Source organism: Trinickia symbiotica, assembly GCF_002934455.1.
Lineage (GTDB): Bacteria > Pseudomonadota > Gammaproteobacteria > Burkholderiales > Burkholderiaceae > Trinickia > Trinickia symbiotica.
Genome location: NZ_PTIR01000035.1, coordinates 19,357 through 40,480, shown reverse-complemented (window position 1 = coordinate 40,480; position 21,124 = coordinate 19,357). Strand labels below are relative to the sequence as shown.

Here is a 21,124-nt window from a genome sequence, read left to right as displayed (position 1 = left end):
GCTAACCGCGTCAGAGCAAGATACGCCTCCGTGCTCACCCACATATCCAGACGTCGATCACCGTTGCCATCCTTGCCTGCCGTGTCGCGCCTTGCTCGATAAGCCGCTTGCCGTTGTGCCGTCGTTTGTGTCATCTCCCATCTCCCTCGTTACCCGGTAACTATCGATTCGAAAGATGTTACCCGGTAACGCGAAACCTAACGATGTGGGGCAGATTTAGCGCTTACGATGTACTGTCTGAGCGCGAAAAAGTCGTGATCACGAGAAAGAAACAAAAATTGAGGCACAAATGATTGAAAGATCTCTTTTCTCGGCGGATCACGAAATATTTCGAGAGTCGGTGCGGAGGTTCATAGCGACTGAAATTGCTCCGTTTCATATGGAGTGGGAACGCCAAGGTATTGTCCCGCGTAGCATCTGGGAGGCCGCCGGTCGGGCAGGTCTGCTCGGGTGTTCAATCCCCGAGGAATACGGAGGGGCGGGGGGCGATCACCTCTTTGATTTTGTATTGGTCGAAGAACTTGCACGCGCGGGCGTTACCGGACCCGGTTTTGCAGTGCATAACGAGATGGTGATGCCCTACGTCCTGGCGTTCGGGACTGAAGAGCAAAAGCGCCACTGGCTGCCACAGATGGTTAGGGGCGAGGCGATTGGCGCCCTAGGCCTCACAGAGCCGCACGCCGGCAGTGACCTGAAGAGTATCCGGACCCGCGCAGTACGCGACGGCGACTCATTCGTCATCTCGGGACAGAAGGTGTTTATCTCGAATGGCCAACTGTGCGATGTGATCGTGTTAGCAACGAAAACCGATCCAAAGGCCGATACGGGTGGTATCTCGCTGTTCATCGTTGAGGCCTTTCGCGAAGGGTTTAAGCGTGGCCGCCGGTTGGAAAAAATTGGCCTGAAGGCTCAGGATACCTCTGAGCTTTTTTTTGAGGATGTCCGTGTTCCGGCGACCAATCTGCTTGGACCTGAAAACGGCGGCTTCAAGTTGCTGATGAAAAATCTCGCTCAGGAGCGTCTCACCCAGGCTGTCCGCTCTGCAGCGGTGGTTGAGGCTGTTCTCGATTGGACTGTCGAGTATGTCGCCGATCGTAAGATGTTCAATCAGACTTTGGCAGAGTTTCAAAACACTCAGTTCAAGCTTGCCGACTTGAAGACGGAAGCCACCGTCGGACGGGTCTTCGTCGATCGTTGCATGGAGTTGTTCATGGCCGGCAAGTTGGATGGCACTGATGCTGCGATGGCCAAGCTGTGGCTTTCGAATCTCCACGGACGTGCCGTCGACGAATGTCTTCAGTTCTTCGGTGGCTGGGGTTACATGTGGGAGTATCCGATCGCGCGCGCGTTCGCGGACGCGCGCGTTACTCGGATCGCCGGCGGCTCGATAGAGGTTATGAAGCACATCATTGGCCGTAGTCTCTTCTCCGTCTCCAGTAAGAGCGCAAAGTGAAATCTCATCTAGCGAGCGGGTCAGATCTGCAGCAAGAGCCTGTAGGCGAATGCGCGGGCAAGGTTGCCGCGCTGCGTTCCATGCTGTTCGTGCCCGGCGACAGCGAACGAAAGATTGCCAAGGCGATTTCATCGCATGCCGATGCGCTCATTCTCGATCTGGAAGACTCGGTCGCGTCGTCTAGGACTCACGTCGCTCGCGCTATCGTGCTCGAGTACCTGCAATCTCGGCCGCAATCGCAGCGCAAGGGGCAGCAGATTTGGGTTCGGATTAATGCCCTGTCGAATCCCGCCGCGCTTCACGACCTTGCGGTGGTCGCGGGGGCGCCGGACGGTATCGTTTTGCCTAAAGTCCATTCGTCGCACGACGTGACTCGCCTTGGGCATTATCTCGATGCCCTTGAACTGCGCGAAGGCGTCGCTGCGGGATCGATTCGAATACTACCGGTGGCGACCGAGACGCCTCAGTCGCTGTTCACGCTGGGCGGATACGAAGGGTGTGGCCCGCGGCTTACCGGCTTGACGTGGGGCGCAGAAGACATAGCCGCGGCGCTTGGCGCGAGCAACAATCGGCGGCCAAACGGCGAATACGATACGGTATATGAGTTGGCGCGAGCGCTGTGCCTTATCGGTGCGGCCACCGCGGACGTGCAGCCGGTGGATACCGTATTTGTCGACTTCCGTGATTCCGCGGGCTTGGAGGCAGAGGCGAATTTGGCTAGACAAGCCGGGTTTACCGGAAAATTGGCGGTTCATCCGAATCAGATTGACATCATCAACCAGGCGTTCACCCCAAGCGATGATGAGATATCTTGGTCACGGCGCGTGGTGGAAGCGTTCGCGAGCAATCCGGGTGTAGGCACGATGGGCCTGGATGGAAAGATGCTCGACATGCCGCATCTAAAGCGAGCACATAAAATTCTGGCCGTGGCCGCGAGTTTGCATGGTGGGGGCGACGACCGGAGCTAAGTGCCCAGTTATTTACGAGCGCCGTCACGATGACAAGATTGCTTGAGCATTCAGCGCCGCCTGGTGAGTCGGTGATACCCAAAGCGAAGCATGCAGCGCGGCAAGTCATTCATCGGCGCTGGCGGCCGATCCCGTGCCCTCGCTTTCGCGCTTGAGCACAAGCAAGTTTCGCTTCACTTGCTGCAACAGCTCGGCGAGTTGCTGGCGACGGCTGTGATCGAGATCGGCCAGAATTCGCTCGTTCATCTCATGGCTCATGGCACGCATCTGATTCACGAGACCGTTGCCGGAGGGCGTTAGGTAAACGCGCTTGACGCGTCGATCCGACCCGTCTGCGCGTCTTTCGATAAAGCCCGACGCTTCTAGTCGGTCAACAAGCCCACCCAAGGCTGCTTTGCCCAGTTCGAGAACGTTAGCCAAATCGCTTTGCATCATGCCGTCATGACGAGAGAGATGGGCGATGACCCACCACTGCGAGCGAGTCACCCCAAGGGGTTCTACGAATGAGTCGAAAACGAGCCGCCTCAATCGTGAGACGTCGTGCATGAGGAACCCTAGCCGTTGATCCCAGTTTTCCTCGTCCCTCGACCCTTCCGCATATGGCCGGGTCTTCTCGCGCGTGGTACCGGCAACGGTTGACGTCGTTCTGATCGCGGTCTCGTTATCCATTCCTCTTTCCCTGGCAGGTCAGCCATTTACTAGGTAGTGACACCTACGTGTCAGGCGTAAACAGTATAGTACCATACGATATCCTTTAGATAAAGTATGACCCTAGAGTCGGCCGTTCAGCGGGACGACCGTCAGACTCTCCGATGAAAGATGCCTCGGGTAGAGGCACGGGGTTTCGCAAAACGGTTGCGCAGCACCCTGTATTGGATATGAGGACACGCCAATGCGATCGCGGCGTAGGGACCCCAGGTTGGAGATCTCCTGCACTCGCGCAGCTGCTCTCGTCGGCTCAATCATCTTTTGACATTAGCGTATGGTATGCTAGCATACGTATAGCACTGGAGGAGACGTCAGTGCATGGCGGGAAACGTCGCGTCATAGACGATCGATGTACCGCACAGACGGAAAAATATAACTTGGTACAGGAGGCGGTCCCATGTTGAGGAAAGTCGCTAGACGCTCCAGCGGTTTATTTGGAGCATTGTTCGCAGTCTTAACGATTTCCGCCGCAGTCTGGCCAGGGATCGCCCATGCGTATAAGTTCGACACTGGTATTCCAGACCTTAGCGTCCAATGGGATAACACCTTTAGCTACAACCTTGGAATTCGCGCGCAGGACTGCGACCCCGACATCTGCGGAAACGGGAAGGGGGCGGGCGATGTTTCAGCGCACCAATCGGATCGGAAGTTCGCGAAAGCCGGGGATATCGTTACCAATCGGTTCAGCCTGTTATCCGAATTCAGCGTCATCTACAAGGGTGACACCGGCGTCCGTTTCAGCGGGGACGGCTGGTACGATGCGGCTTACACTGGCGGCCCGAAAGGCGATCCGTTTTTCCTGTCACAGGGCATAAACGCGTTTCGAAACAATCAGTACACAAGCTATATCGATCGCTGGAACCGGGGGCCATCTGGTCAATTGCTCGATGCGTTTGGCTTCACCAGGCTCCATTTGGGCTCGGTGCCGGTCGACGTCAAGGCCGGCCAGTTCAACCAGTTTTGGGGTGAGTCGATATTCTGCTTCGTCTGTGGCGTTGCATACAATCAGGGTCCCGTTGACATACGGAAGGCCCTGACGGATCCAAGTGCGCAAGCCCAAGAACTCTTCCTTCCCCGGCCTCAACTTTCGTTTTCTGCAACCATCAATCCTGAGCTTGCGCTTGCTGCGCAATATTTTCTCGATTGGTCGCCTTCTCGGCTCCCCGATGGTGGAACGTACTTCGGCGCCGCAGACCTTCTGACCCTTGGGGGTGGGACTTTAGTGCCGTTTCTTGGTGCTCCCGCGGTCTTTCAAGGGCAGCAAAAGCCTGCGCACATGGCAGGTGATTTTGGCGTGGCTGTGAAGTGGCGTCCGGCCTGGCTTGATGGGACGGCCGGATTTTACTATCGGCAATACACATCGACGTTTCCCCAGTTGGTCATTGATAGTGCTTCCGGCGGAAACTTGAATGTCGGTGTCGATTATCGTGCGCCGCGCGAGCGAATGTATGCATTCAGTCTTTCGAAGCAGATCGGAGGGATTTCGTTCGCAACGGACCTGACTTATCGCAATAACGCGGAGCTGGCAGCAACACCGTTCTCAAATGTCGTTGCTGCTAATGCTGCCGGTGCTGACTGGATTCCGAGGGGGAATGTGTTTTCAGGCGTGGTGAACATGATTGACTATTTTGGGAAAACTCCGCTATTCGATTCGGCGACGTTTATCGCAGAAGTCAATTATGCCTGGTTGCAAGGTGTTACTCACGATCCATTCAATCTGTACTACGGGCTGAAGCAAAACTGCGGGTCTGACGGCGTCGCAACGCACCATGGCTGCCCTACGCGAAATGCAGTAGGCATCTCGGCCCAGTTCGAGCCCATCTGGTACGAGGTTTTCTCAGGTGTAAACCTGAGCATGCCGATCTTCTTCAGCACAGGCCTTTCCGGAAATTCACCGGTGCTTTTCGGGAGTAATCAAGGCGAGGGATCGTATAGTGTCGGACTCACGTTCGATGTTAAGTCGAAATATAAAATTTCGCTAAAGTATATCGGCTATCTCGCGCTGCATAGTAACGATAACTTGGGCGTCGCCTCAAATAGCAATTCAAGTCTCGGCAAGTATTGGGATAGAAACTGGGTTTCGTTGACATTCCAGTCTACCTTTTGAGCGGAACGATATGGTGCGACCGGGATTCCCTCCGAAGGGGGAGCGGTCGCACTCGAGCTAGGACTTTATAGGATCACAGACAAGTGGTGCGGGCAAACGTCAGTGGTACTTCGGACGGATAAGCTGAGCGCTATTGGTGCGCAGTTGCTCGACAACACGCTGTTGTTTCTTAGCCATCGGTCGAATAGGTTTTCAGGTTGAACACGCCCACTGGCGGTTTAGTGATCCGGTAGCGATTGACAAAAGGACGATCAATGTCAGTTTCTAGCAGCGTGTGGGATGTGGCCATACGAAATTGGAGCAGTAGCTTGATGCGCATTTGCTCGGGCATCGTTGTCTTTCTTATGGTCACATGCGCGAGCGCGCGCGCATTCGAAAATCCGGTGGACGTCCCCGCCATGCCGACGTCAATGGCCGCCCATGCGCCGCTTATTGGCGTGGCTCAGGCGGGGCATCGGATCGTGGCAGTGGGGCTTCGGGGGATTATCGTCTATTCGGATGATGGCGGCCGGACATGGGTCCAAGCAAGGGTGCCCGTGAGCGCTGACCTAGTCGCGGTTTCGTTTCCGGACGCGAAGGACGGATGGGCCGTCGGTCATGGCGGTGTTGTCATTCATACCGATGACGGCGGAACAACCTGGGTCAAGCAGACGGACGGTAAGCACCTTTCGGAACTGGCGGTGAATTACTACAAGCGGATGATTGCCGACAACCAATCCGCGGAAGTAAAGCGGGCTTTCGACGATGCTAAGGCGTCTGCTTCTGACGGTAGCCCCGAGGCTCTGCTCGACGTTTTTTTCGAGAGTAAGAAGAGTGGGTTCGTCGTCGGTACGTTTAATCGCGTGTTTCACACGGAAGACGGCGGAAAGAGTTGGATTCCATGGATGGAGCGCACAAGCAATCCGGACGATTTCCATTTTTATTCCGTCCATGGCGGCGGCGGTCGAATTCTCTTGACCGGAGAGCATGGCATGGTTTGGGAACTGAATCGCGACAAGCAATTGTTCGAACCGAAGCCGACACCCTATAAGGGAACGCTATTCGGTTCCGTCGAATCGGGAAGCGATATTGTCGTCTACGGCATGCGGGGTAGCCTCTTTCGGAGCTCCGACGGATGCACGACATGGGAGAAGGTCGAGGTACCTAGCCGCGCGGGCATCACTGGTGGCGTGGTGCTTTCGGACGGTTCGTTCCTTTTAGTCGATCAGGGCGGAACTGCGCTACTTAGCCGGGACGGTGGGAAATCGTTCCGATCGGTGAAGCTTAAGTGGCCCATGCCCTACTTTGGGGTTGGCGGAGTTGTCGATGACAAGGTTGCGCTCGTGGGTCTGAATGGCGTGGTCGTCGAGGATGTTCCTCCGCCTTCGGGCACTGCGGCACGCAGCGTGAATTGAGCGCAAGCCGGCAAAGTTCTAACGGAAAGGCTCTAGATATGGTCGCAATCTCAAAGACCGATGCGATGGCAGTGGTCGCGGATCCGAGTGACTTCAACAAGAGGTCAGGAAACTTTCTGGAGAGGTTGATATTCAACCACCGAGGGTGGGTGATCTTCGGTAGTGCGTTGTTGACGGCGTTCTTTGCGTTTCAGTTGCGCGGCCTGACTATTAGCGCTAGCTACGACAAGATGCTGCCCTTGTCTCAACCGTACATCAAGAATTTCATCGCCAACCGGGGTGAGTTGCGGGGATTGGGTGATAACGTGCGTGTTGCCGTCGAGAACCCCCGTGGCGACATTTTCGATCCCGCATACCTTCAGACGCTGGGAAAGGTAAACGACGAACTGTTTTTGTTGCCGGGCGTCGACCGTGCGTGGATGAAATCAATTTTTACGCCGGTTGTGCGCTGGACGGAGGTGACGGAGGAGGGATTTGTCGGGGGACCGGTGTTGCCCGATATCTTCAACGGCTCCCAGCAGTCGATCGCACAATTGCGCCTGAACATCGTGCGTGCAGGCGTAGTCGGAAGCCTGGTCTCCAACGACTATCGATCGAGCATGATCGTCGTCCCTCTATTGGCGAAAGATGCGGAAGGCAAGCCACTGGACTATCACGCGCTTTCGTCGCGGCTGGACGAAATTCGCAAGCGGTACAGCCGGGTGGAGGCTGATGGCCAGCCGCAGGTGAGAATCCATATTACCGGCTTCGCGAAACTAGTCGGCGACCTGATCGATGGCCTCGGGAAAGTCATGTACTTTTTCCTGGCGGCTGCATTCGTCGCAAGCGTCGTTATCTATTTGTTCACCCGCTGCATTCGCAGCACGGTGCTGGTGGTAGCGTGCTCGTTGATTGCGGTTGTCTGGCAGCTTGGAATTGTGGCCGTGCTGGGCCACAGCATTGACCCTTTCTCTGTTCTCGTGCCCTTTCTGGTGTTCGCTATCGGAGTCTCTCATGGTGCCCAGAAAATGAACGGCATCATGCTCGACGTCGGGCGGGGAACGCACAAGTGGGTCGCAGCGCGCTACACGTACCGTCGGTTGTTTCTCGCCGGCATGACGGCACTGCTGGCCGATGCGGTTGGCTTTGGCGTGCTGATGATTATTGACATTCCGGTAATCCGTGAGTTGGCCATGACCGCAAGCCTCGGTGTGGCCGTGCTTATTTTCACCAACCTGATACTCCTGCCGGTCTTACTTTCCTATCTGGGTGTCAGCAAGTCCGCGGCCAAGCGGGCAGTGAGGCAGAGTCAGGAGGAGAACCGTGGCCAGGGATTTGGGAAGATCTGGAGCGTCTTGGACCGGTTCACGGAACGTCGATGGGCAACTGCCGCTTTAGTAGGCGCGGTGGGCCTCGGCATTGTGGGCTATTTGGGCAGCCGTGGCCTTCAGGTGGGTGACCTCGACGCCGGCGCACCCGAGCTGCGGCCCGATTCCCGCTACAACAGGGACGACGCGTTCATCACGTCCCACTACAGCATCTCGAGCGACGCTTTCGCTGTGATGGTGAAAACACCACCGGGTCAATGCCGCTCATTCGCAACGCTAGTAGAAGCGGATCGGCTCGGGTGGACTCTCGAACAGCTGCCTGGCGTGCTGCGTACGGCGTCGCTGGCCGATACCGTTCGCCTCTATACCATGGGTGATTTCGAGGGTAACCCTAAATGGATGACGATCAGTGAAAGTCAAGGTTTGATCGATCCCCAGGTCACCAATGCATTGCTTTGGAATTCGGAATACTTGAACAACGACTGTTCTGTATTGCCGGTTGTCGCCTATCTATCGGACCACAAAGCCGCAACACTCGATCGGGTCACGGAAGCCGTGAAGACATTTGCAGCCGCTCACGATACGCCCGATCGAAAGTTTCTGCTCGCGGCTGGAAACTCGGGTGTTGAGGCAGCGACCAACATCGTCGTTAGGGAAGCGAATCGCGCAATGTTGTTCTACGTCTACGGAGCTGTCATTTTGCTGTGCCTGATTACCTTTAGAAATTGGCGGGCCGTCGTCGTAGCGATACTTCCTTTGGCACTCACATCAATTCTGGCTGAGGCCGTCATGGTTGGGCTCGGCATTGGCGTAAAGGTGGCGACCCTGCCGGTCGTAGCCTTGGGTGTCGGCATCGGCGTCGATTACGCGCTCTATCTGCTCAGCGTACAGCTGGCGCAGCAGCGCCAAGGATCAAGTTTGCAAGAGGCATACAAGAATGCCGTTGCCTTCACGGGCAAGGTTGTGGGCCTTGTCGGTGTGACGCTTGCGGCCGGTGTGGTTACGTGGGTTTGGTCGCCGATCAAGTTCCAGGCTGACATGGGCATCATGCTTACCTTCATGTTCCTGTGGAACATGCTCGGTGCACTTGTGCTCATCCCGGCACTGTCCCACTTTCTCCTCAAGGATGTTCGAGTGAAAACCACAACTTGCACCAATTCATCTGAGGCATAAGGAAACCACCATGAACCAAGCTCGACTTCAACCCGACCGGAGTACGCTGGTGGAGATTTATCGGCGAATGGCACTCGTCAAGATGAACGATGAGAGATTCCGCGCGGTCATCAAGTCCGGTAAATTGGCAATGACCTACTACTCCCCACGAGGTCAGGAAGTAATCCCATCCGCATTGTCGGTGCACCTCACGAACGACGATTATCTTTGTACGATTTATCGCGGCATTCACGACATGCTGGCGAAGGGCGTTCCCTCGAAGCTGCTGTGGGCAGAACTCGCCGGCCGTGAAACGGGCACCTGTAAAGGAAAGGGCGGCCCGATGCATGTGACTCATCCGGCGAGCGGGATCATGGTGACGACTGGTATTGTCGGCAGCAGCATGCCGATTGCGAATGGCTTGGCCCTTGCAGCGCAGATTCGTGGCGAAAAGCGCATCGCCGTGGCGACGTTTGGCGACGGGGCGAGCAACATTGGCGCATTTCACGAGGCGCTGAATCTGGCTTCACTATGGAAATTGCCGGTCGTCTTCCTCTGTCAGAACAATCGCTTCGCGGAACATACCCCGTACGCTACCGGAACATCGATTGGTCGCATCTCAGATCGCGGAGCCGCCTACGGCATGCCGTCGATCCACGTTGACGGCAACGATCCGGTCGCCATGTGGCAGGCTGCCGGTGAAGCCGTTGCGCGAGCTCGAGAAGGAGGCGGACCAACCCTCATCGAGGCGATGACGTTTCGCTTTCATGGTCATGTGTTCGGCGACGCCGATGGTTATATGGATCCGGCAGAGAAGGCTTCCGCCATCAAGAACGACCCCGTCCCGCGCTACAGGTCTTGGCTGATTGAACACGCCCACGCTAGTGAGAACGAACTGACGGGCATCGAACGGGCCATCGAAACCGAAATCGACGCAGCGATTGAATACGCGCTTGCCAGTCCGTATCCCGACGTCGCTGAATTGCGCCGCGATGTCTATGCTCAGGAGATCGAAGTATGAATGCTCCAAAAATGAACTTGGTTCAAGCGGTGAACCTCGCCCTTGACGATGCGCTGTCGTCCGACCAGAACGTGATCGTCTTTGGCGAAGACGTCGCGGACCGCCAAGAGGGTGGGGTGATGGGTGTGACGAAGGGTTTGTCGACGAAGCACGGAGATGTTCGTGTGCGGTCGACGCCGATTTCGGAGCAGGCGATCATAGGCGCCGCGATCGGGGCTTCGCTTGTCGGCATGCGACCGGTAGCGGAAATCATGCTCATGAATTTCACTACCGTGGCGATGGACATGATCGTCAATCACGCGGCGAAGCTGCGGTTCATGTCCGGTGGCCAGACACATGTGCCCATCACGATCCGCACGATGACGGGTGCCGGATTCGGTGTTGGAGGTCAGCATTCCGATTTTCTCGAGGCCTGGTTTGCCCACACGGCTGGGCTAAAGGTGGTGGCGCCGTCCACGCCCGCTGATGCCTACGGTCTTTTGTTGTCGTGCATCGAGGACGACGACCCATGCATTTTCATCGAGAACATGGTGACCTATTGGAACGATGGGCCAGCTCCCGAGCGCGGCGTTCGAATTCCGCTTGGTAAGGCCAAGATTGTTCGCGAGGGCGCTGACGCAACGATCATCGCGTACAGCCGCCAGGTGCTGGACGCTTGTGCGGTTGCCGAAAAATTGCAGAACGAGGGGATCTCCGTCGAGGTCGTCGACCTTCGCACAGTGGCACCGTTCGATGCTGAAACGATACTCGATTCGGTTGCGAAGACTCGGCGAGCGATCGTCGTGCACGAGGCCGTAAAGCCGTTCGGCGTGGGTGCGGAAATTTCCTCGCGTATTCACGAAGAGTTGTTCGGCCAATTGAAGGCCCCCGTGCAGCGGGTCGCGTCGGCCTTCTGCCCAGTGCCGTTCACCAAGCCACTCGAAACCGCTTTTGTCCCGAGCGTCGGCCAGATCGAGGCGGCTGTTCGCAAGACGCTTGGCTAATCTGAATTCAACACGCTCTCAGGGGGACTGTCTATGAGTACCGATGTTCTTATGCCCAAGCTGGGCTTTTCGATGAACGAGGGAACGCTCGTCGAATGGCTGGCGGCCGATGGGGCAGCAATCAGCGAGGGGCAGCCGTTGTATGCGTTGGAAAGCGACAAGTCGGTTCAGGAAATCGAGGCACCTGCTTCTGGGACGCTGAAGATAATTGCTAGCGTCGGCGAGGTTTATCCGGTGGGCGAGCTGCTCGCCCAGATCGGCTGAGATGAGAGATAGAACTGATGAGCCCATCATCTGGACTTTACGGCGATCTACCGCCTTGGCCTGAGGTGGATTTCGCGGCTTTCGGAGAAACCGAAACCGTACCGCTGTCGCGAATCCAAAAACTGACCGCTGGGTACCTATCGCGGAATTGGTTGGCGATTCCGCAGGTGACGCACCACGACGAGGCCGACATCACTTCCCTGGACGCTTTTCGAGCGCGGCTAGCGGAGGACGCCGGCGCACGAGTGACTCCTTTGGCATTCATCGTCAAGGCATTGGTGGAAGCGCTGCGACAGTTCCCGCGCTTCAATGCCTCTCTCGATGCAAGCGGCCAGAGTCTGATCGTCAAGAAGTATTTCCACATAGGCGTCGCCGTGGACACGCCATCAGGTCTGCTGGTTGCCGTGATACGCGACTGCGACAAGAAAGGTGTTGTGGAACTCGCTGGTGAGATCGGTGCGGTTTCTTCGCGCGCACGTCAGAAGGGGCTGCCGATGGGCGACATGGTCGGGGGATGCATGACGGTCAGTTCACTAGGCAATATTGGTGGAACCGCATTCTCTCCGATCATCAATGCCCCTGAGGTGGCGATCCTAGGCGTCACCAAGGCGCAATGGAAGCCACTTCGCGACGGTGATGCTATCGACTGGCGGCTGATGTTGCCGCTATCGCTCACTTACGATCACCGTGTTATCAACGGCGCAGACGCAGCACGGTTCGCTGTGTTCGTTGCCGATGTGCTGAGCCGGCCGGAGTCATTGATGAAATAGGCGCAGCGAAGGAACATAGATGGGATGGTTCGGCATTTATCAATTCAAGTGATTTGCAAGGAGTTTTTATGTCTTCCAAATGGGTGCGCGACGCTAACTGTTTTGTTTCGAGATTTACTGTGGATCCGGATCGGAGAGCTGAATTTCTCGCTGCACTGGATGAACTGGCTGGCAATGCCGCGAACTGGTACGACGAAGGCTGCAATTTCGCATTTCATGGATGGGGCCGAAACCCTAACGAATGGGTGGCGATCGCTTCATGGAAGTCGGAGGACTACGTGAACAAGATGCGCCAGACGGCTTGGTACAAGGACACTCAGCAGCGGATGCTCGAGTGCAGCTCGCATCCGATGATCATGGAGCAGTTCAGTGGCATGAACGTCGATCGCTCGGTATTTACGCGATACCCCGCCGGAAGCTCTCAAGTGCACATGAAAACGAAGACCCTCGACGTGATCTTTCTCTAGCCATTAGTCGCCATCGAGCTCGCGCCTCGGATGTCGGACGCGAGCGACGCGTGGCGGTTGCGTCAATGCATACAAATAGTTTTGGAGGAAATGAGCATGCGCAAATTCAAACGCGGTCACGCCGAGGTGCGAGGTGTCGTAGATGCTCCGGCTGAACAAGTTTGGGAATTGCTAACCGACTGGGATGCCCTGCTGACTTGGTGGATCAAGCCCGAAGAGGGAGGCCGCCCGGGTCCCGATCTCGCGAGCGTCGAGTTGGTGGGAGGGCCGCACGACGTGCCTCGGACGCGCGTCGTTCGCCATGTAACGGGGTCGACTGTCGACGAAACCCTGCTCGTTCAGAACGATGAGACGCGGCGCATCTACTACAACATGGTGTACCGGCCGAACCCCGGCGGTGCGGTGCTGCGTAGCGAATTCGAGAACTACTTGGCGACCACGATGGTGGACACCTTGCCCGATGGCAAGACCTTGATGACATTCAAGGCCGAGTTCGACGTTGTAGAGCCTGCCGATCTCGATCTCATGCGTTCGATCATTGAGAGAACGTGGACAGATGCGATCTTGCAAGGTTTTCGACGTTATTTTGCGAGGACAAAGGCGTCGTAGCGTGGCGTCCGTGTGAAGCCTGTTGGGCAAGTTAATCCATATCAAAGGGCGTGCAGTTTTGAAGAAGGCCGCCGCCTTGGAGGAGGCATAGAATGATCCGCAAGACAACCCATATCGTCTCGGCCTTGCTCGCCGTGATCTTCTCCGGCCAGTGCATGGCCGCAGTTAGCGCGGCAGAAGCGCAGAAACTGAAGGGCCCCGAGCTGACACCCATTGGTGCAGAGGCCGCCGGCAATAAAGAAGGTACTATTCCGGCATACACGGGCGAAGGTCTTAAGACGCCCGCGGAATTTGGTAGCGACAAATCGGATCCGTACAAACGTCCCGATCCCTTCGCCAACGAGAAGCCGCTATACACCATCACCGCGCAAAATGCCGCGCAATACGCAGACAAGCTCGACGGCATGATCGATATGTTTAAGAGATATCCCAATTTCCGGATGGATATTTATCCCACCCATCGCACGATCGTATATAACAAGACGGTGATCGCCAATACGATGAAGAACGCGACGGAGTGCAAGGGGGAAGACGGTGATCTTCGACTGGAGGGGTGTTGGGGCGGATTCGCCTTTCCAATTCCTACCAACGGCACACAGGTTATGTGGGACCACCTAACGACTTATATTGGTTATGCATGGGGGGGATATTCGAATTCCTACGTGGTGTCCGCGAATGGTTCTTCTTACCTTGTGCAAGGCAACAAGGTTTCGGAGCAGTCTCCGTATTTTGATCCAAAGGCCACGGCGCCGGCGACGGGAAAGACTATCTATTGGGCGTTTAGAGACGACACCGACGCGCCGTCGAGCCAATCCGGACAGAAGCTCGTGCTGATCGATTCTCTCGATCATGTCCGTCGGGCTTATCAGTACATTCCCGGCCTGCGCCGCGTTAAGCTCGCTCCGACTCTGGCCTATGACACCCCGAGTCCAGCCGCCGGGGGAGCGGCAACGATGGATGATGCCGAGGTCTTCCAAGGTGCCGTCGACCGCTATGACTGGAAGTTGATCGGCAAGAAAGAAAAGTACATCATGTATAACAACTTCAAGCTCGCCGACCATACGAGCTGTGATGACAAGAAGCTCCTAACCAAGAACTTCGCGAATCCAGATTGCGTGCGCTGGGAGTTGCATAGGGTTTGGGTGGTGGAAGGAAAACTTAAGCCGGGGTTCCGCCATATCTATGCGCGCCGGATGATGTACTGGGATGAAGATAGTTTCAGTGCGGGCTTGTCTGAAAATTACGATGCGGCCGGAAAACTCTATCGTATCGTTACGGCCCTCAGTATTCCGTTCTACGTGAGCGAGGGGGGCGGGGCGCTGGGCGACGATACGTTCAATTATGATCTCCAAACCGGTGTTTGGTCAGCGCAGGGCGCCTTAGGTAACGTCGGCGCAGGAGTCGTGCACCAAGAGCCGAAGGATATGAGCTTCTTCTCCCCCGACACCATGGCCGGCGAGGGCATCCGCTAGCTTGGCGCATATTTTGGTGCCCCTCCCGCAGAATCGCGCTGCGGGTGGGGTCTTATGCCACAGCGCTTTTGTGGATATGCTCGCCGTGCGGGCCCTCGGCCTCGGGGCAGACGATGCGAACGATGGACGCAGGTATATCGGAGGCGGAATCGGCATCGCGAATGCGTTGACGTTCGGTCGCCTTTCCGGGTTGAACGCTGCCCGGGACTGCTCGACGTTGTAGGGTTTCATACTTATGGATCGTGTACCTGTAATCGATTCTCCGGACGGCCCGACTGTTCTTTCGTTCGATGGCTCCGGCCGACGTTCCGTAAGGCGATACAAGCCAGACGCCGTTAGCCATTACACGATTGAGCGTCTTCTGCGAGCGGCGATCTCCGCGCCGTCCGCACACAACCGGCAACCGTGGCGATTCGCCGTGATTGATGCGTTCGACCGAAAGGCGGCATTGGCTACATCAATGGGCGAGCGTCTACGGAGCGACCGCCTGCGGGATGGCGACAAGGCAAGCGACGTGGAGCGTGACGTCGAGCGATCCTATGCTCGAATCACTTCTGCTCCGGTAATCATCGTCGTATGCATGACGATGGAAGATATGGATACCTATCCGGATCCGATTCGCAGCCGGTGCGAACAGTTGATGGCGGTACAAAGTACGGCGATGGCGGGCGCTAACCTGCTGTTGGCCGCCCACGCCGTCGGCTTAGGCGCGTGTTGGCTATGTGCTCCATTGTTCTGCCCCGACGTTATAGCCGAGGTTCTAGGTTTGCCGGCGCACTGGCAAGCGCAAGGACTGATCACTCTCGGGTATCCCTCGGCCCCGGCCAAGCCGTTCCTAAGACGCTCAGTCGACGAAGTCGCTATGTTCGTTCGCGGCGACACTGACGAAAGACGTAGTAAGTGAGCGTCAAGCTAAAGGTAACCGGCAATCTCACGCCAGGAACGCGATAAACCCTCGCGGAACGCGGGGGCTGCAACATCGATCAACGCCTTGGCGCGTTCGTGGACACTTGCGCCAACCAGGCGGGCGACCCCGAATTCGGTGACGATGTAGTCGACGTCGACGCGCGAGAGTGTCGCGATCGACCGCTCGCTCAGCTGAGGCACCACGCGTGATCCCGTTCCGGCACTGTGTGTCGCCGAAAGCGCGACGATGCTCCGCCCGCCGTTGGAAAGGCGTGCCCCACGCGCGAAATCGGGTGCGCCGCCGGGCCCGCTAATGGAGCGGCCATCAGCATGCTCGAGATTGCATTGCCCGAACAAATCGACTTCAAGTGCCGAATTGACCGAGATAAAACGGTCTTTACCGGCCAACGTCTGCAGGTCGTGCGTAACCTCGCAACCGACGACTTGAAGAGCTTCAAATTCGGCTGCCCATCCGTAGAGCGATTCGGATCCTACTAGCACACAGCAGGCGTGGATCAAACTTTCATCGATTGCGCCCGCCGCGGCCAGATCGACGAAACCGTCGGAAAGCATGCCTGAATGAAATCGGAGGTTGCGACGGTCTTTGAGCTGAAGGCAGAGGGCCGCCGGCACTCTACCTAGCCCGATCTGAACTGTTGATCCGTCGTCGATCAGGGAGGCAACGTGGCGCGCTACCGATATCGAGCTGTCGTCGAGTGGCGTGACGTACTGCGGGAGCGGCGAATCAACCTCGCATACGTAATCGAACCGCGAATACGGAACGGTCGCTGCTCCGGACACCCGCGGCGTGCGTTGGTTTACCAGGGCGAGGATACTTCGGCTTCTGCCGATCACAGTCGGGACAAATTCCACGGCCGGTCCAAGTGAGCACAGCCCTTCCTCATCGGGCGGCGAGACCTGGAGCACAGTCAAATCCAGCTCGACGTTTTCCCTGATGTGGCGGACGAATCCCGCATACGTGACAGGAAGGAAACGATAGCGCTCGTCGCGTTGTGCATCGTGCAACCCTGGCTGCATGAACAAGCCGCTAACGGCTGCGGTGGGATGGAATCGATCGATGTCCAGCTTGTTGATTCCGGGAACGTAGCTCGTGAGAATGTGCGCGTGCTGTGTACGGTTGGGCTCGCGCAGCAACGCAGACATGAACGCGGAAGGTTCGCCGCTCGACCCCGGAATGAATATGTGGTGCTGCGGCTTGACCAGTTGGGCAAGCTCGGCCTCCGCGATGTACTCAGCCATAATTGTTGTACCTGCCCGCGCACCGGTTCCCGCTTCCCTGCGGCAACCGGCCACGCGGGTCGTTAGAGAAGACCGAGAATCGAGATCGCCGCAACCCCGAGGTAGGGAACGCCGCCTAGGTTATGCGTGAGTCCGACAGTTGGATTGTCCAACTGGCGCTCGCCAGCGCGATGCAGCAATTGGTTGTAGATCTCGTACGCCATGCGCAGTCCCGATGCGGCGATGGGATGGCCGAAGCACTTCAGGCCCCCGTCGATTTGACAGGGGACACTTCCATCAGCATCGTAAAAGCCATCGAGAACGTCGGTTACGGCTCTGCCTTCGCCTGAGACGAACAGATCTTCCATCGTAACCAGTTCGGTAATCGAAAAGCAGTCGTGAACCTCCATCAGGCTCAGCTGCTCGCGCGGGTTCGTAATGCCCGCTTCCTCATAGGCACGTCGAGCTGCGTGGCGCGTCGTTCTGACGTAGCTCCCATCCCACTGCGTTGTGTGCGACTCAATACCGGAGCTGCTGGCGAGTTGAATTGCCTTGATCGCCACCAGATCCTGTTTCCCCAGAGACCTGGCGATCTCGGGTGTAGTGACGATTGCGCAGGCCGCTCCATCGCTCACACCGCAGCAGTCGAATAGGCCAAGCGGCTCCGCGATCATCGGCGCACCGAGGATCTGGTCCATCGTTACCTTCTTGCGGATGTGCGCCTTTGGGCTCTTGACGCCGTTCTCGTGGCTCTTCCACGAGACATGGCCGATCGCTCTCTTTAGGTCTTCGTGCGATACCCCGTGCTTGGCGCGATATCCGGCCGCCAATTGGGCAAAGCCGGCTGGCGCGGAACCCAGAGGCAGCCAAAGGTCGTTCAGCGTTCCTTTGTAGGGCGCAGGAAGGCCGCCATAGCCAGTGTCCTTCAGCTTTTCCGCGCCAATCGCTAGGGCGATATCTACCGCGCCCGATGCCACCGCGTAGACGGCACCGCGCAACGCCTCGGTGCCGGTAGCACACATATTCTCCATGCGGCTCACCGGCACGCCTTCCAGACGCAGTGCAAGAGACGCCGGAATCGAGGAATTGCCTACGTTGATTTCGTCGAGACAGGATCCGTACCACGCGGCGTCGATTTGCTTCCGTTCAATCCCGGCATCGACCAGCGCTTCTTCAAAAGCCTCCGCCATGAGCTGATGCGTGCCTACATCCCAGCGTTCGCCAAATTTCGTACATCCCATGCCAAGAATGGCGACCTTGTCCTTGATGCCAGATGCCATGATTGCGCCCCTTATGCTTGTACCGGTGAGGTTTTCCAGAAATAACGCGGATATCCACGGTCTTTGTCTACGTCTTTGATCCGGAATACCACCTTGAGCGGGGTGCCCACCTCGAGCCCGGCTGCGCCGACGTCGACGGTCTCGGTCAACAGGCGAGCGCCGTTCTCGAATTGAGTGAAACCGACGTAGAGTGGCGGCGCTGGATGATACGAGAGCCAATCGGCGGTATAAGTGAGCACGTGGCACTTCTCATCCACTAGAGAGAGTTGGTGGAAGTTTTCGCTCGGTGCTGCGCACGAAGCATTGACGCAGTAGGCTAATTGAGGGAATTGGATTGCCCCGCATTTGGCACATTTGCCCGCCATGAAGTGGGCCAGTTGAAAACTGGACCGGTATTGTTCGGTTAGGGCTGTCTTAAGCACCTTCTCGCCGCGCATGCCCCACTCGAGTTCGATGGCTTCATCATAGGAGAGCATGCGCAGATAGGCATCGTGGGATTGTGCGTCGGCCAGCGCGCCGTTAATGCCACGGCGGGGTGAGAAGGACTTTAACGCGTCCGTTGTCCGCAGAACGAGCACATCCACGCCTTGGCCGAAACTGGCTATTACGATGACTTCGCCAGGGGCGGCGCGCTCGAGCACGTGCGCAAGCATGAGCAACCCGTGAGCGGTACCGGTGAAACCACAGTTCTCGCTAAGGTTGTCGGCTTCTGCTTCAGGAGGAATGCCGAGACTCTTTGCGATCATCGCGGCGATGCCCTTCATTGGTGTTGCCAAAATGAAATGGCTGACCTCGGCAGCAGGGATACCTGCTTGCGTCAACGCGGCGCTTACGGCTTGCGGAACCAGCTTTGCGTAGCCTTCGTCGCGAATCCAGCGCTCTTCCCAGACATAGTCGTATTTGGCGTTCGCCGCGCGGAAGTGATCGACGAACATTGCGTTGCGGCTAGAAGATCCGATCACATGCGCCAGAACGTTTTCGCTACCGAGAGTGAATGCCGCGGCGCCGGCTCCGTAGCCGATCTCCTGCGTGCTGGCCGGTTTGCCGCGAGGGCGGTCGCTTGCGACAAAGAGCGCGGGCCCCGATGCTGATTGCAGGGCTGCAAGAAGACCGGCAGTACCGGCGCGCTGCGAATAACCTAGGTCCATTGTCCTTGCGTCGGCAGGCAAACCGAGGGCTCCTGCGACGATGGCCGAGTTCTGCAAATCGGCAAACGGCATGGTGGTGGACGCCATAGACACAGCAACAAAATGGGACGTTGGCTTGGTGTCGAGCGCATCTCGTGCCGCCTCGACAGCCATCGTTACGGCGTCTTCGTCCCAACTGCAGAATGCCCGCTGGCCCTTGCTCAGGGAGCGAAGGCTAGGCGCCATCCATTTATGCGCGGCGGCGATGGCGGCTCGCTGCATCCGGAGCCGCGGTATGTAGCCTCCGAAGCCCGTGATTCCATAGGTGTTGTTCATCGACACTTGTCGCCCTTCACGTTGATTGGCCAGTTCCTGCTGCGGTAGGAGCAAAAGAAGTATGCAAGTATACGATACACTACGAGAATAGATGGGTCAACCGACGTGAAGTGATAGGTGCCCCGCTGCTGAATTCGTTCGACGTCTGCAAAGTGCTAACTGCCAGCGTCATATGTAATGTGCCAAGGGTGCACGACTTGGTGCGCCGGTTGGCCGGTCGAGGTGCAGGAGGGCGCTGCAGAATCGGAGGGGTGCATGGTTTCCGGTGCCAGTGCCATGCCGACTGCGGTCCTTGACAGCGCCCTCCCGTGCATTAATCTTTACAGAATATGCAGTGCCAGATAAAGTATGTATCAACACGGTATGATTGCATACCAAATTTGAGTGCTGGCGATCAAAGGTCGGGTGGGGATCGCACCCGTTCAGATGTTGTCTCCTGAGGTGGTTATGAGTTCTCCGTTGGACCGCGAATCGAAGAGCATTATCGAAAATACGTTGCTCCGCTTCATCGCAGAATCTTATGAGCCAAGCGCACGGCATCAGCGCGTGAGACAAGGCCACGTGGATTGCTTGCTGCACTGGGGGCTCTTGGCGCAGCTCGGCGTGCTCGGGCTACCTTTCGAAGAAGTTTTCGGGGGCCTCGGCGGAGCCAGTGCCGATATCGCCGATGCTGTGACAGTATTGGCTAAAGGCTTGATCTTCGAGCCCTTCATCGAATCAGCGGTGATTGCTGGCACTGTACTCGCGCGTGGTCGAGATCCGGAGCAACGGGGGCACGCTGTCACGCAAGCGATCGAGGGCGCGAGCGTGACGGCGATGCTTGGCGGCCGCTCAGACGTGCCGGACCAGCTCTCTTTCAAGAAAACCCAAGAGGGTTACCGCTTATCTGGGAATTTGTCGCTCATTCCCTTCGCGGAACAGGCTGATTTCTGGCTGCTGATGGCGGTTGACAGCGATGGCACACCTGCGATTTTTCGGGTTCCCCGTTCAGAGACACGGGCGCATGTCGCCGGCTATCGCCTTATGGACGGTAAGCCGGCTGCTGACATTCGTTTCGATGACACGGCTATTCCATTATCGACCGCATGGGTTCAAGGGGAGGCTGCTCGAGAGGCCATGGACCTCGCAAGCCGGCGGGCCGTCAGCGCTTACTGCGCGGACGCGGTCGGTGTTATGGCATTGCTTTTGGAAGTGACAGGCGAATATCTACGTACTCGGGTCCAGTTCGGCGTCGCTATCGGGACGTTTCAGGCATTACAGCACCGGTATGCAGATATGCACATGGGTCTCGTTCAGGCCCAAGCCATTACGCGCGAGCTTGCCGGCCGCGTCGATGCGGCGACATCGGGGGACCACGCTTGGCTTTGTTTTGCTGCATCCTCGGTGGTCGAACGGGCAGCGAAATTGGTTGGTCAGGAAGCCATTCAGATGCATGGGGGCATGGGCGTGACCGACGAACTGATCGTCAGTCATTGCAATGCAAGGCTGGTGGTCTTGACGCGGCTGATACGCGCTTGGGTCGACCAAAGCGCGGCTTCGGGTAGCTAGGCGAAGCCGTCTG

Annotated in this window: 18 protein-coding genes; 14 read left to right on the top strand and 4 right to left on the bottom strand. The window is 57.2% G+C overall.

What is annotated here, in order from left to right:
• Positions 1 to 289 precede the first annotated feature (289 nt).
• Together B0G57_RS29550 and B0G57_RS29545 are read left to right on the top strand one after the other, a co-directional pair.
• Positions 290 to 1,453 (top strand): acyl-CoA dehydrogenase family protein, encoded by a 1,164-nt coding sequence (locus tag B0G57_RS29550; RefSeq protein WP_018442724.1) that lies wholly within the window; start codon positions 290 to 292, stop codon positions 1,451 to 1,453.
• Positions 1,454 to 1,533: 80 nt separating this feature from the next.
• A complete protein-coding gene (locus tag B0G57_RS29545) occupies positions 1,534 to 2,421 on the top strand; it encodes an HpcH/HpaI aldolase/citrate lyase family protein (protein ID WP_018442723.1) in 888 nt (295 codons plus the stop codon).
• A 105-nt stretch (positions 2,422 to 2,526) separates the two neighbouring features.
• Here the strand turns inward: B0G57_RS29545 and B0G57_RS29540 are convergent, their stop codons facing one another.
• On the bottom strand, positions 2,527 to 3,090 hold the full coding sequence (locus B0G57_RS29540; protein ID WP_083925753.1) for a MarR family winged helix-turn-helix transcriptional regulator: 564 nt from the start codon (positions 3,088 to 3,090) through the stop codon (positions 2,527 to 2,529).
• Positions 3,091 to 3,526: 436 nt separating this feature from the next.
• Here B0G57_RS29540 and B0G57_RS29535 point away from each other — a divergent pair, with 436 nt between their 5' ends.
• From B0G57_RS29535 to B0G57_RS29485, 11 genes are all read left to right on the top strand, one after another.
• A complete protein-coding gene (locus tag B0G57_RS29535) occupies positions 3,527 to 5,236 on the top strand; it encodes a DUF1302 domain-containing protein (RefSeq protein WP_083925751.1) in 1,710 nt (569 codons plus the stop codon).
• A gap of 311 nt (positions 5,237 to 5,547) precedes the next feature.
• Entirely contained in the window at positions 5,548 to 6,630 is a 1,083-nt protein-coding gene (locus B0G57_RS29530) for a WD40/YVTN/BNR-like repeat-containing protein (RefSeq protein ID WP_233216029.1), read from the top strand.
• 38 nt (positions 6,631 to 6,668) lie between these two features.
• A complete protein-coding gene (locus B0G57_RS29525) occupies positions 6,669 to 9,110 on the top strand; it encodes an efflux RND transporter permease subunit (protein WP_018442718.1) in 2,442 nt (813 codons plus the stop codon).
• Positions 9,111 to 9,120: 10 nt separating this feature from the next.
• Positions 9,121 to 10,110, top strand: a complete 990-nt coding sequence (locus B0G57_RS29520) for a thiamine pyrophosphate-dependent dehydrogenase E1 component subunit alpha (RefSeq protein WP_026230046.1) — start codon at positions 9,121 to 9,123, stop codon at positions 10,108 to 10,110.
• Entirely contained in the window at positions 10,107 to 11,093 is a 987-nt protein-coding gene (locus B0G57_RS29515; RefSeq protein WP_035469241.1) for an alpha-ketoacid dehydrogenase subunit beta, read from the top strand. The genes B0G57_RS29520 and B0G57_RS29515 overlap by 4 nt, the downstream gene beginning before the upstream one ends.
• A 33-nt stretch (positions 11,094 to 11,126) precedes the next feature.
• Entirely contained in the window at positions 11,127 to 11,357 is a 231-nt protein-coding gene (locus B0G57_RS29510; RefSeq protein WP_018442715.1) for a biotin/lipoyl-containing protein, read from the top strand.
• A gap of 17 nt (positions 11,358 to 11,374) precedes the next feature.
• Entirely contained in the window at positions 11,375 to 12,127 is a 753-nt protein-coding gene (locus tag B0G57_RS29505; protein WP_083925749.1) for a 2-oxo acid dehydrogenase subunit E2, read from the top strand.
• Positions 12,128 to 12,195: 68 nt separating this feature from the next.
• Positions 12,196 to 12,594, top strand: coding sequence for a putative quinol monooxygenase (locus tag B0G57_RS29500; RefSeq protein WP_083925747.1), 399 nt, complete (start codon positions 12,196 to 12,198; stop codon positions 12,592 to 12,594).
• A 96-nt stretch (positions 12,595 to 12,690) separates the two neighbouring features.
• Positions 12,691 to 13,203, top strand: coding sequence for an SRPBCC family protein (locus tag B0G57_RS29495; RefSeq protein ID WP_158256639.1), 513 nt, complete (start codon positions 12,691 to 12,693; stop codon positions 13,201 to 13,203).
• Positions 13,204 to 13,295: 92 nt separating this feature from the next.
• The gene (locus B0G57_RS29490) at positions 13,296 to 14,675 is read left to right on the top strand and encodes a DUF1329 domain-containing protein (protein ID WP_018442711.1); all 1,380 of its coding nucleotides are present in this window, start codon (positions 13,296 to 13,298) and stop codon (positions 14,673 to 14,675) included.
• Between the two features lie 235 nt (positions 14,676 to 14,910).
• Positions 14,911 to 15,579, top strand: a complete 669-nt coding sequence (locus B0G57_RS29485) for a nitroreductase family protein (protein ID WP_035469240.1) — start codon at positions 14,911 to 14,913, stop codon at positions 15,577 to 15,579.
• Between the two features lie 8 nt (positions 15,580 to 15,587).
• Here B0G57_RS29485 and B0G57_RS29480 read toward each other — a convergent pair whose 3' ends face one another.
• The 3 genes from B0G57_RS29480 to B0G57_RS29470 form a co-directional block, all read right to left on the bottom strand.
• A complete protein-coding gene (locus tag B0G57_RS29480) occupies positions 15,588 to 16,841 on the bottom strand; it encodes an acetyl-CoA hydrolase/transferase family protein (RefSeq protein ID WP_018442708.1) in 1,254 nt (417 codons plus the stop codon).
• A 62-nt stretch (positions 16,842 to 16,903) separates the two neighbouring features.
• Positions 16,904 to 18,100 carry an acetyl-CoA acetyltransferase gene (locus tag B0G57_RS29475; protein ID WP_018442707.1) on the bottom strand — a complete coding sequence of 399 codons (1,197 nt, stop codon included), beginning with the start codon at positions 18,098 to 18,100 and terminating at the stop codon, positions 16,904 to 16,906.
• A gap of 11 nt (positions 18,101 to 18,111) precedes the next feature.
• Positions 18,112 to 19,563, bottom strand: coding sequence for a 3-oxoacyl-[acyl-carrier-protein] synthase III C-terminal domain-containing protein (locus tag B0G57_RS29470; protein ID WP_018442706.1), 1,452 nt, complete (start codon positions 19,561 to 19,563; stop codon positions 18,112 to 18,114).
• 384 nt (positions 19,564 to 19,947) lie between these two features.
• On the opposite strand from B0G57_RS29470, the gene B0G57_RS29465 reads away from it, so the two are divergent.
• The gene (locus B0G57_RS29465) at positions 19,948 to 21,111 is read left to right on the top strand and encodes an acyl-CoA dehydrogenase family protein (protein ID WP_018442705.1); all 1,164 of its coding nucleotides are present in this window, start codon (positions 19,948 to 19,950) and stop codon (positions 21,109 to 21,111) included.
• Positions 21,112 to 21,124 lie beyond the last annotated feature (13 nt).

Excerpts from the sequence above, each read along its gene's own strand:
- B0G57_RS29520 (WP_026230046.1), top strand. The coding sequence starts at position 9,121 with ATGAACCAAGCTCGACTTCAACCCGACCGGAGTACGCTGGTGGAGATT.
- B0G57_RS29525 (WP_018442718.1), top strand. The coding sequence starts at position 6,669 with ATGGTCGCAATCTCAAAGACCGATGCGATGGCAGTGGTCGCGGATCCG.
- B0G57_RS29500 (WP_083925747.1), top strand. The coding sequence starts at position 12,196 with ATGTCTTCCAAATGGGTGCGCGACGCTAACTGTTTTGTTTCGAGATTT.
- B0G57_RS29485 (WP_035469240.1), top strand. The coding sequence starts at position 14,911 with ATGGATCGTGTACCTGTAATCGATTCTCCGGACGGCCCGACTGTTCTT.
- B0G57_RS29530 (WP_233216029.1), top strand. The coding sequence starts at position 5,548 with ATGCGCATTTGCTCGGGCATCGTTGTCTTTCTTATGGTCACATGCGCG.
- B0G57_RS29510 (WP_018442715.1), top strand. The coding sequence starts at position 11,127 with ATGAGTACCGATGTTCTTATGCCCAAGCTGGGCTTTTCGATGAACGAG.
- B0G57_RS29495 (WP_158256639.1), top strand. The coding sequence starts at position 12,691 with ATGCGCAAATTCAAACGCGGTCACGCCGAGGTGCGAGGTGTCGTAGAT.
- B0G57_RS29545 (WP_018442723.1), top strand. The coding sequence starts at position 1,534 with ATGCTGTTCGTGCCCGGCGACAGCGAACGAAAGATTGCCAAGGCGATT.
- B0G57_RS29490 (WP_018442711.1), top strand. The coding sequence starts at position 13,296 with ATGATCCGCAAGACAACCCATATCGTCTCGGCCTTGCTCGCCGTGATC.
- B0G57_RS29470 (WP_018442706.1), bottom strand. The coding sequence starts at position 19,563 with ATGAACAACACCTATGGAATCACGGGCTTCGGAGGCTACATACCGCGG.
- B0G57_RS29550 (WP_018442724.1), top strand. The coding sequence starts at position 290 with ATGATTGAAAGATCTCTTTTCTCGGCGGATCACGAAATATTTCGAGAG.
- B0G57_RS29505 (WP_083925749.1), top strand. The coding sequence starts at position 11,375 with ATGAGCCCATCATCTGGACTTTACGGCGATCTACCGCCTTGGCCTGAG.
- B0G57_RS29535 (WP_083925751.1), top strand. The coding sequence starts at position 3,527 with ATGTTGAGGAAAGTCGCTAGACGCTCCAGCGGTTTATTTGGAGCATTG.
- B0G57_RS29475 (WP_018442707.1), bottom strand. The coding sequence starts at position 18,100 with ATGGCATCTGGCATCAAGGACAAGGTCGCCATTCTTGGCATGGGATGT.
- B0G57_RS29515 (WP_035469241.1), top strand. The coding sequence starts at position 10,107 with ATGAATGCTCCAAAAATGAACTTGGTTCAAGCGGTGAACCTCGCCCTT.
- B0G57_RS29480 (WP_018442708.1), bottom strand. The coding sequence starts at position 16,841 with ATGGCTGAGTACATCGCGGAGGCCGAGCTTGCCCAACTGGTCAAGCCG.
- B0G57_RS29540 (WP_083925753.1), bottom strand. The coding sequence starts at position 3,090 with ATGGATAACGAGACCGCGATCAGAACGACGTCAACCGTTGCCGGTACC.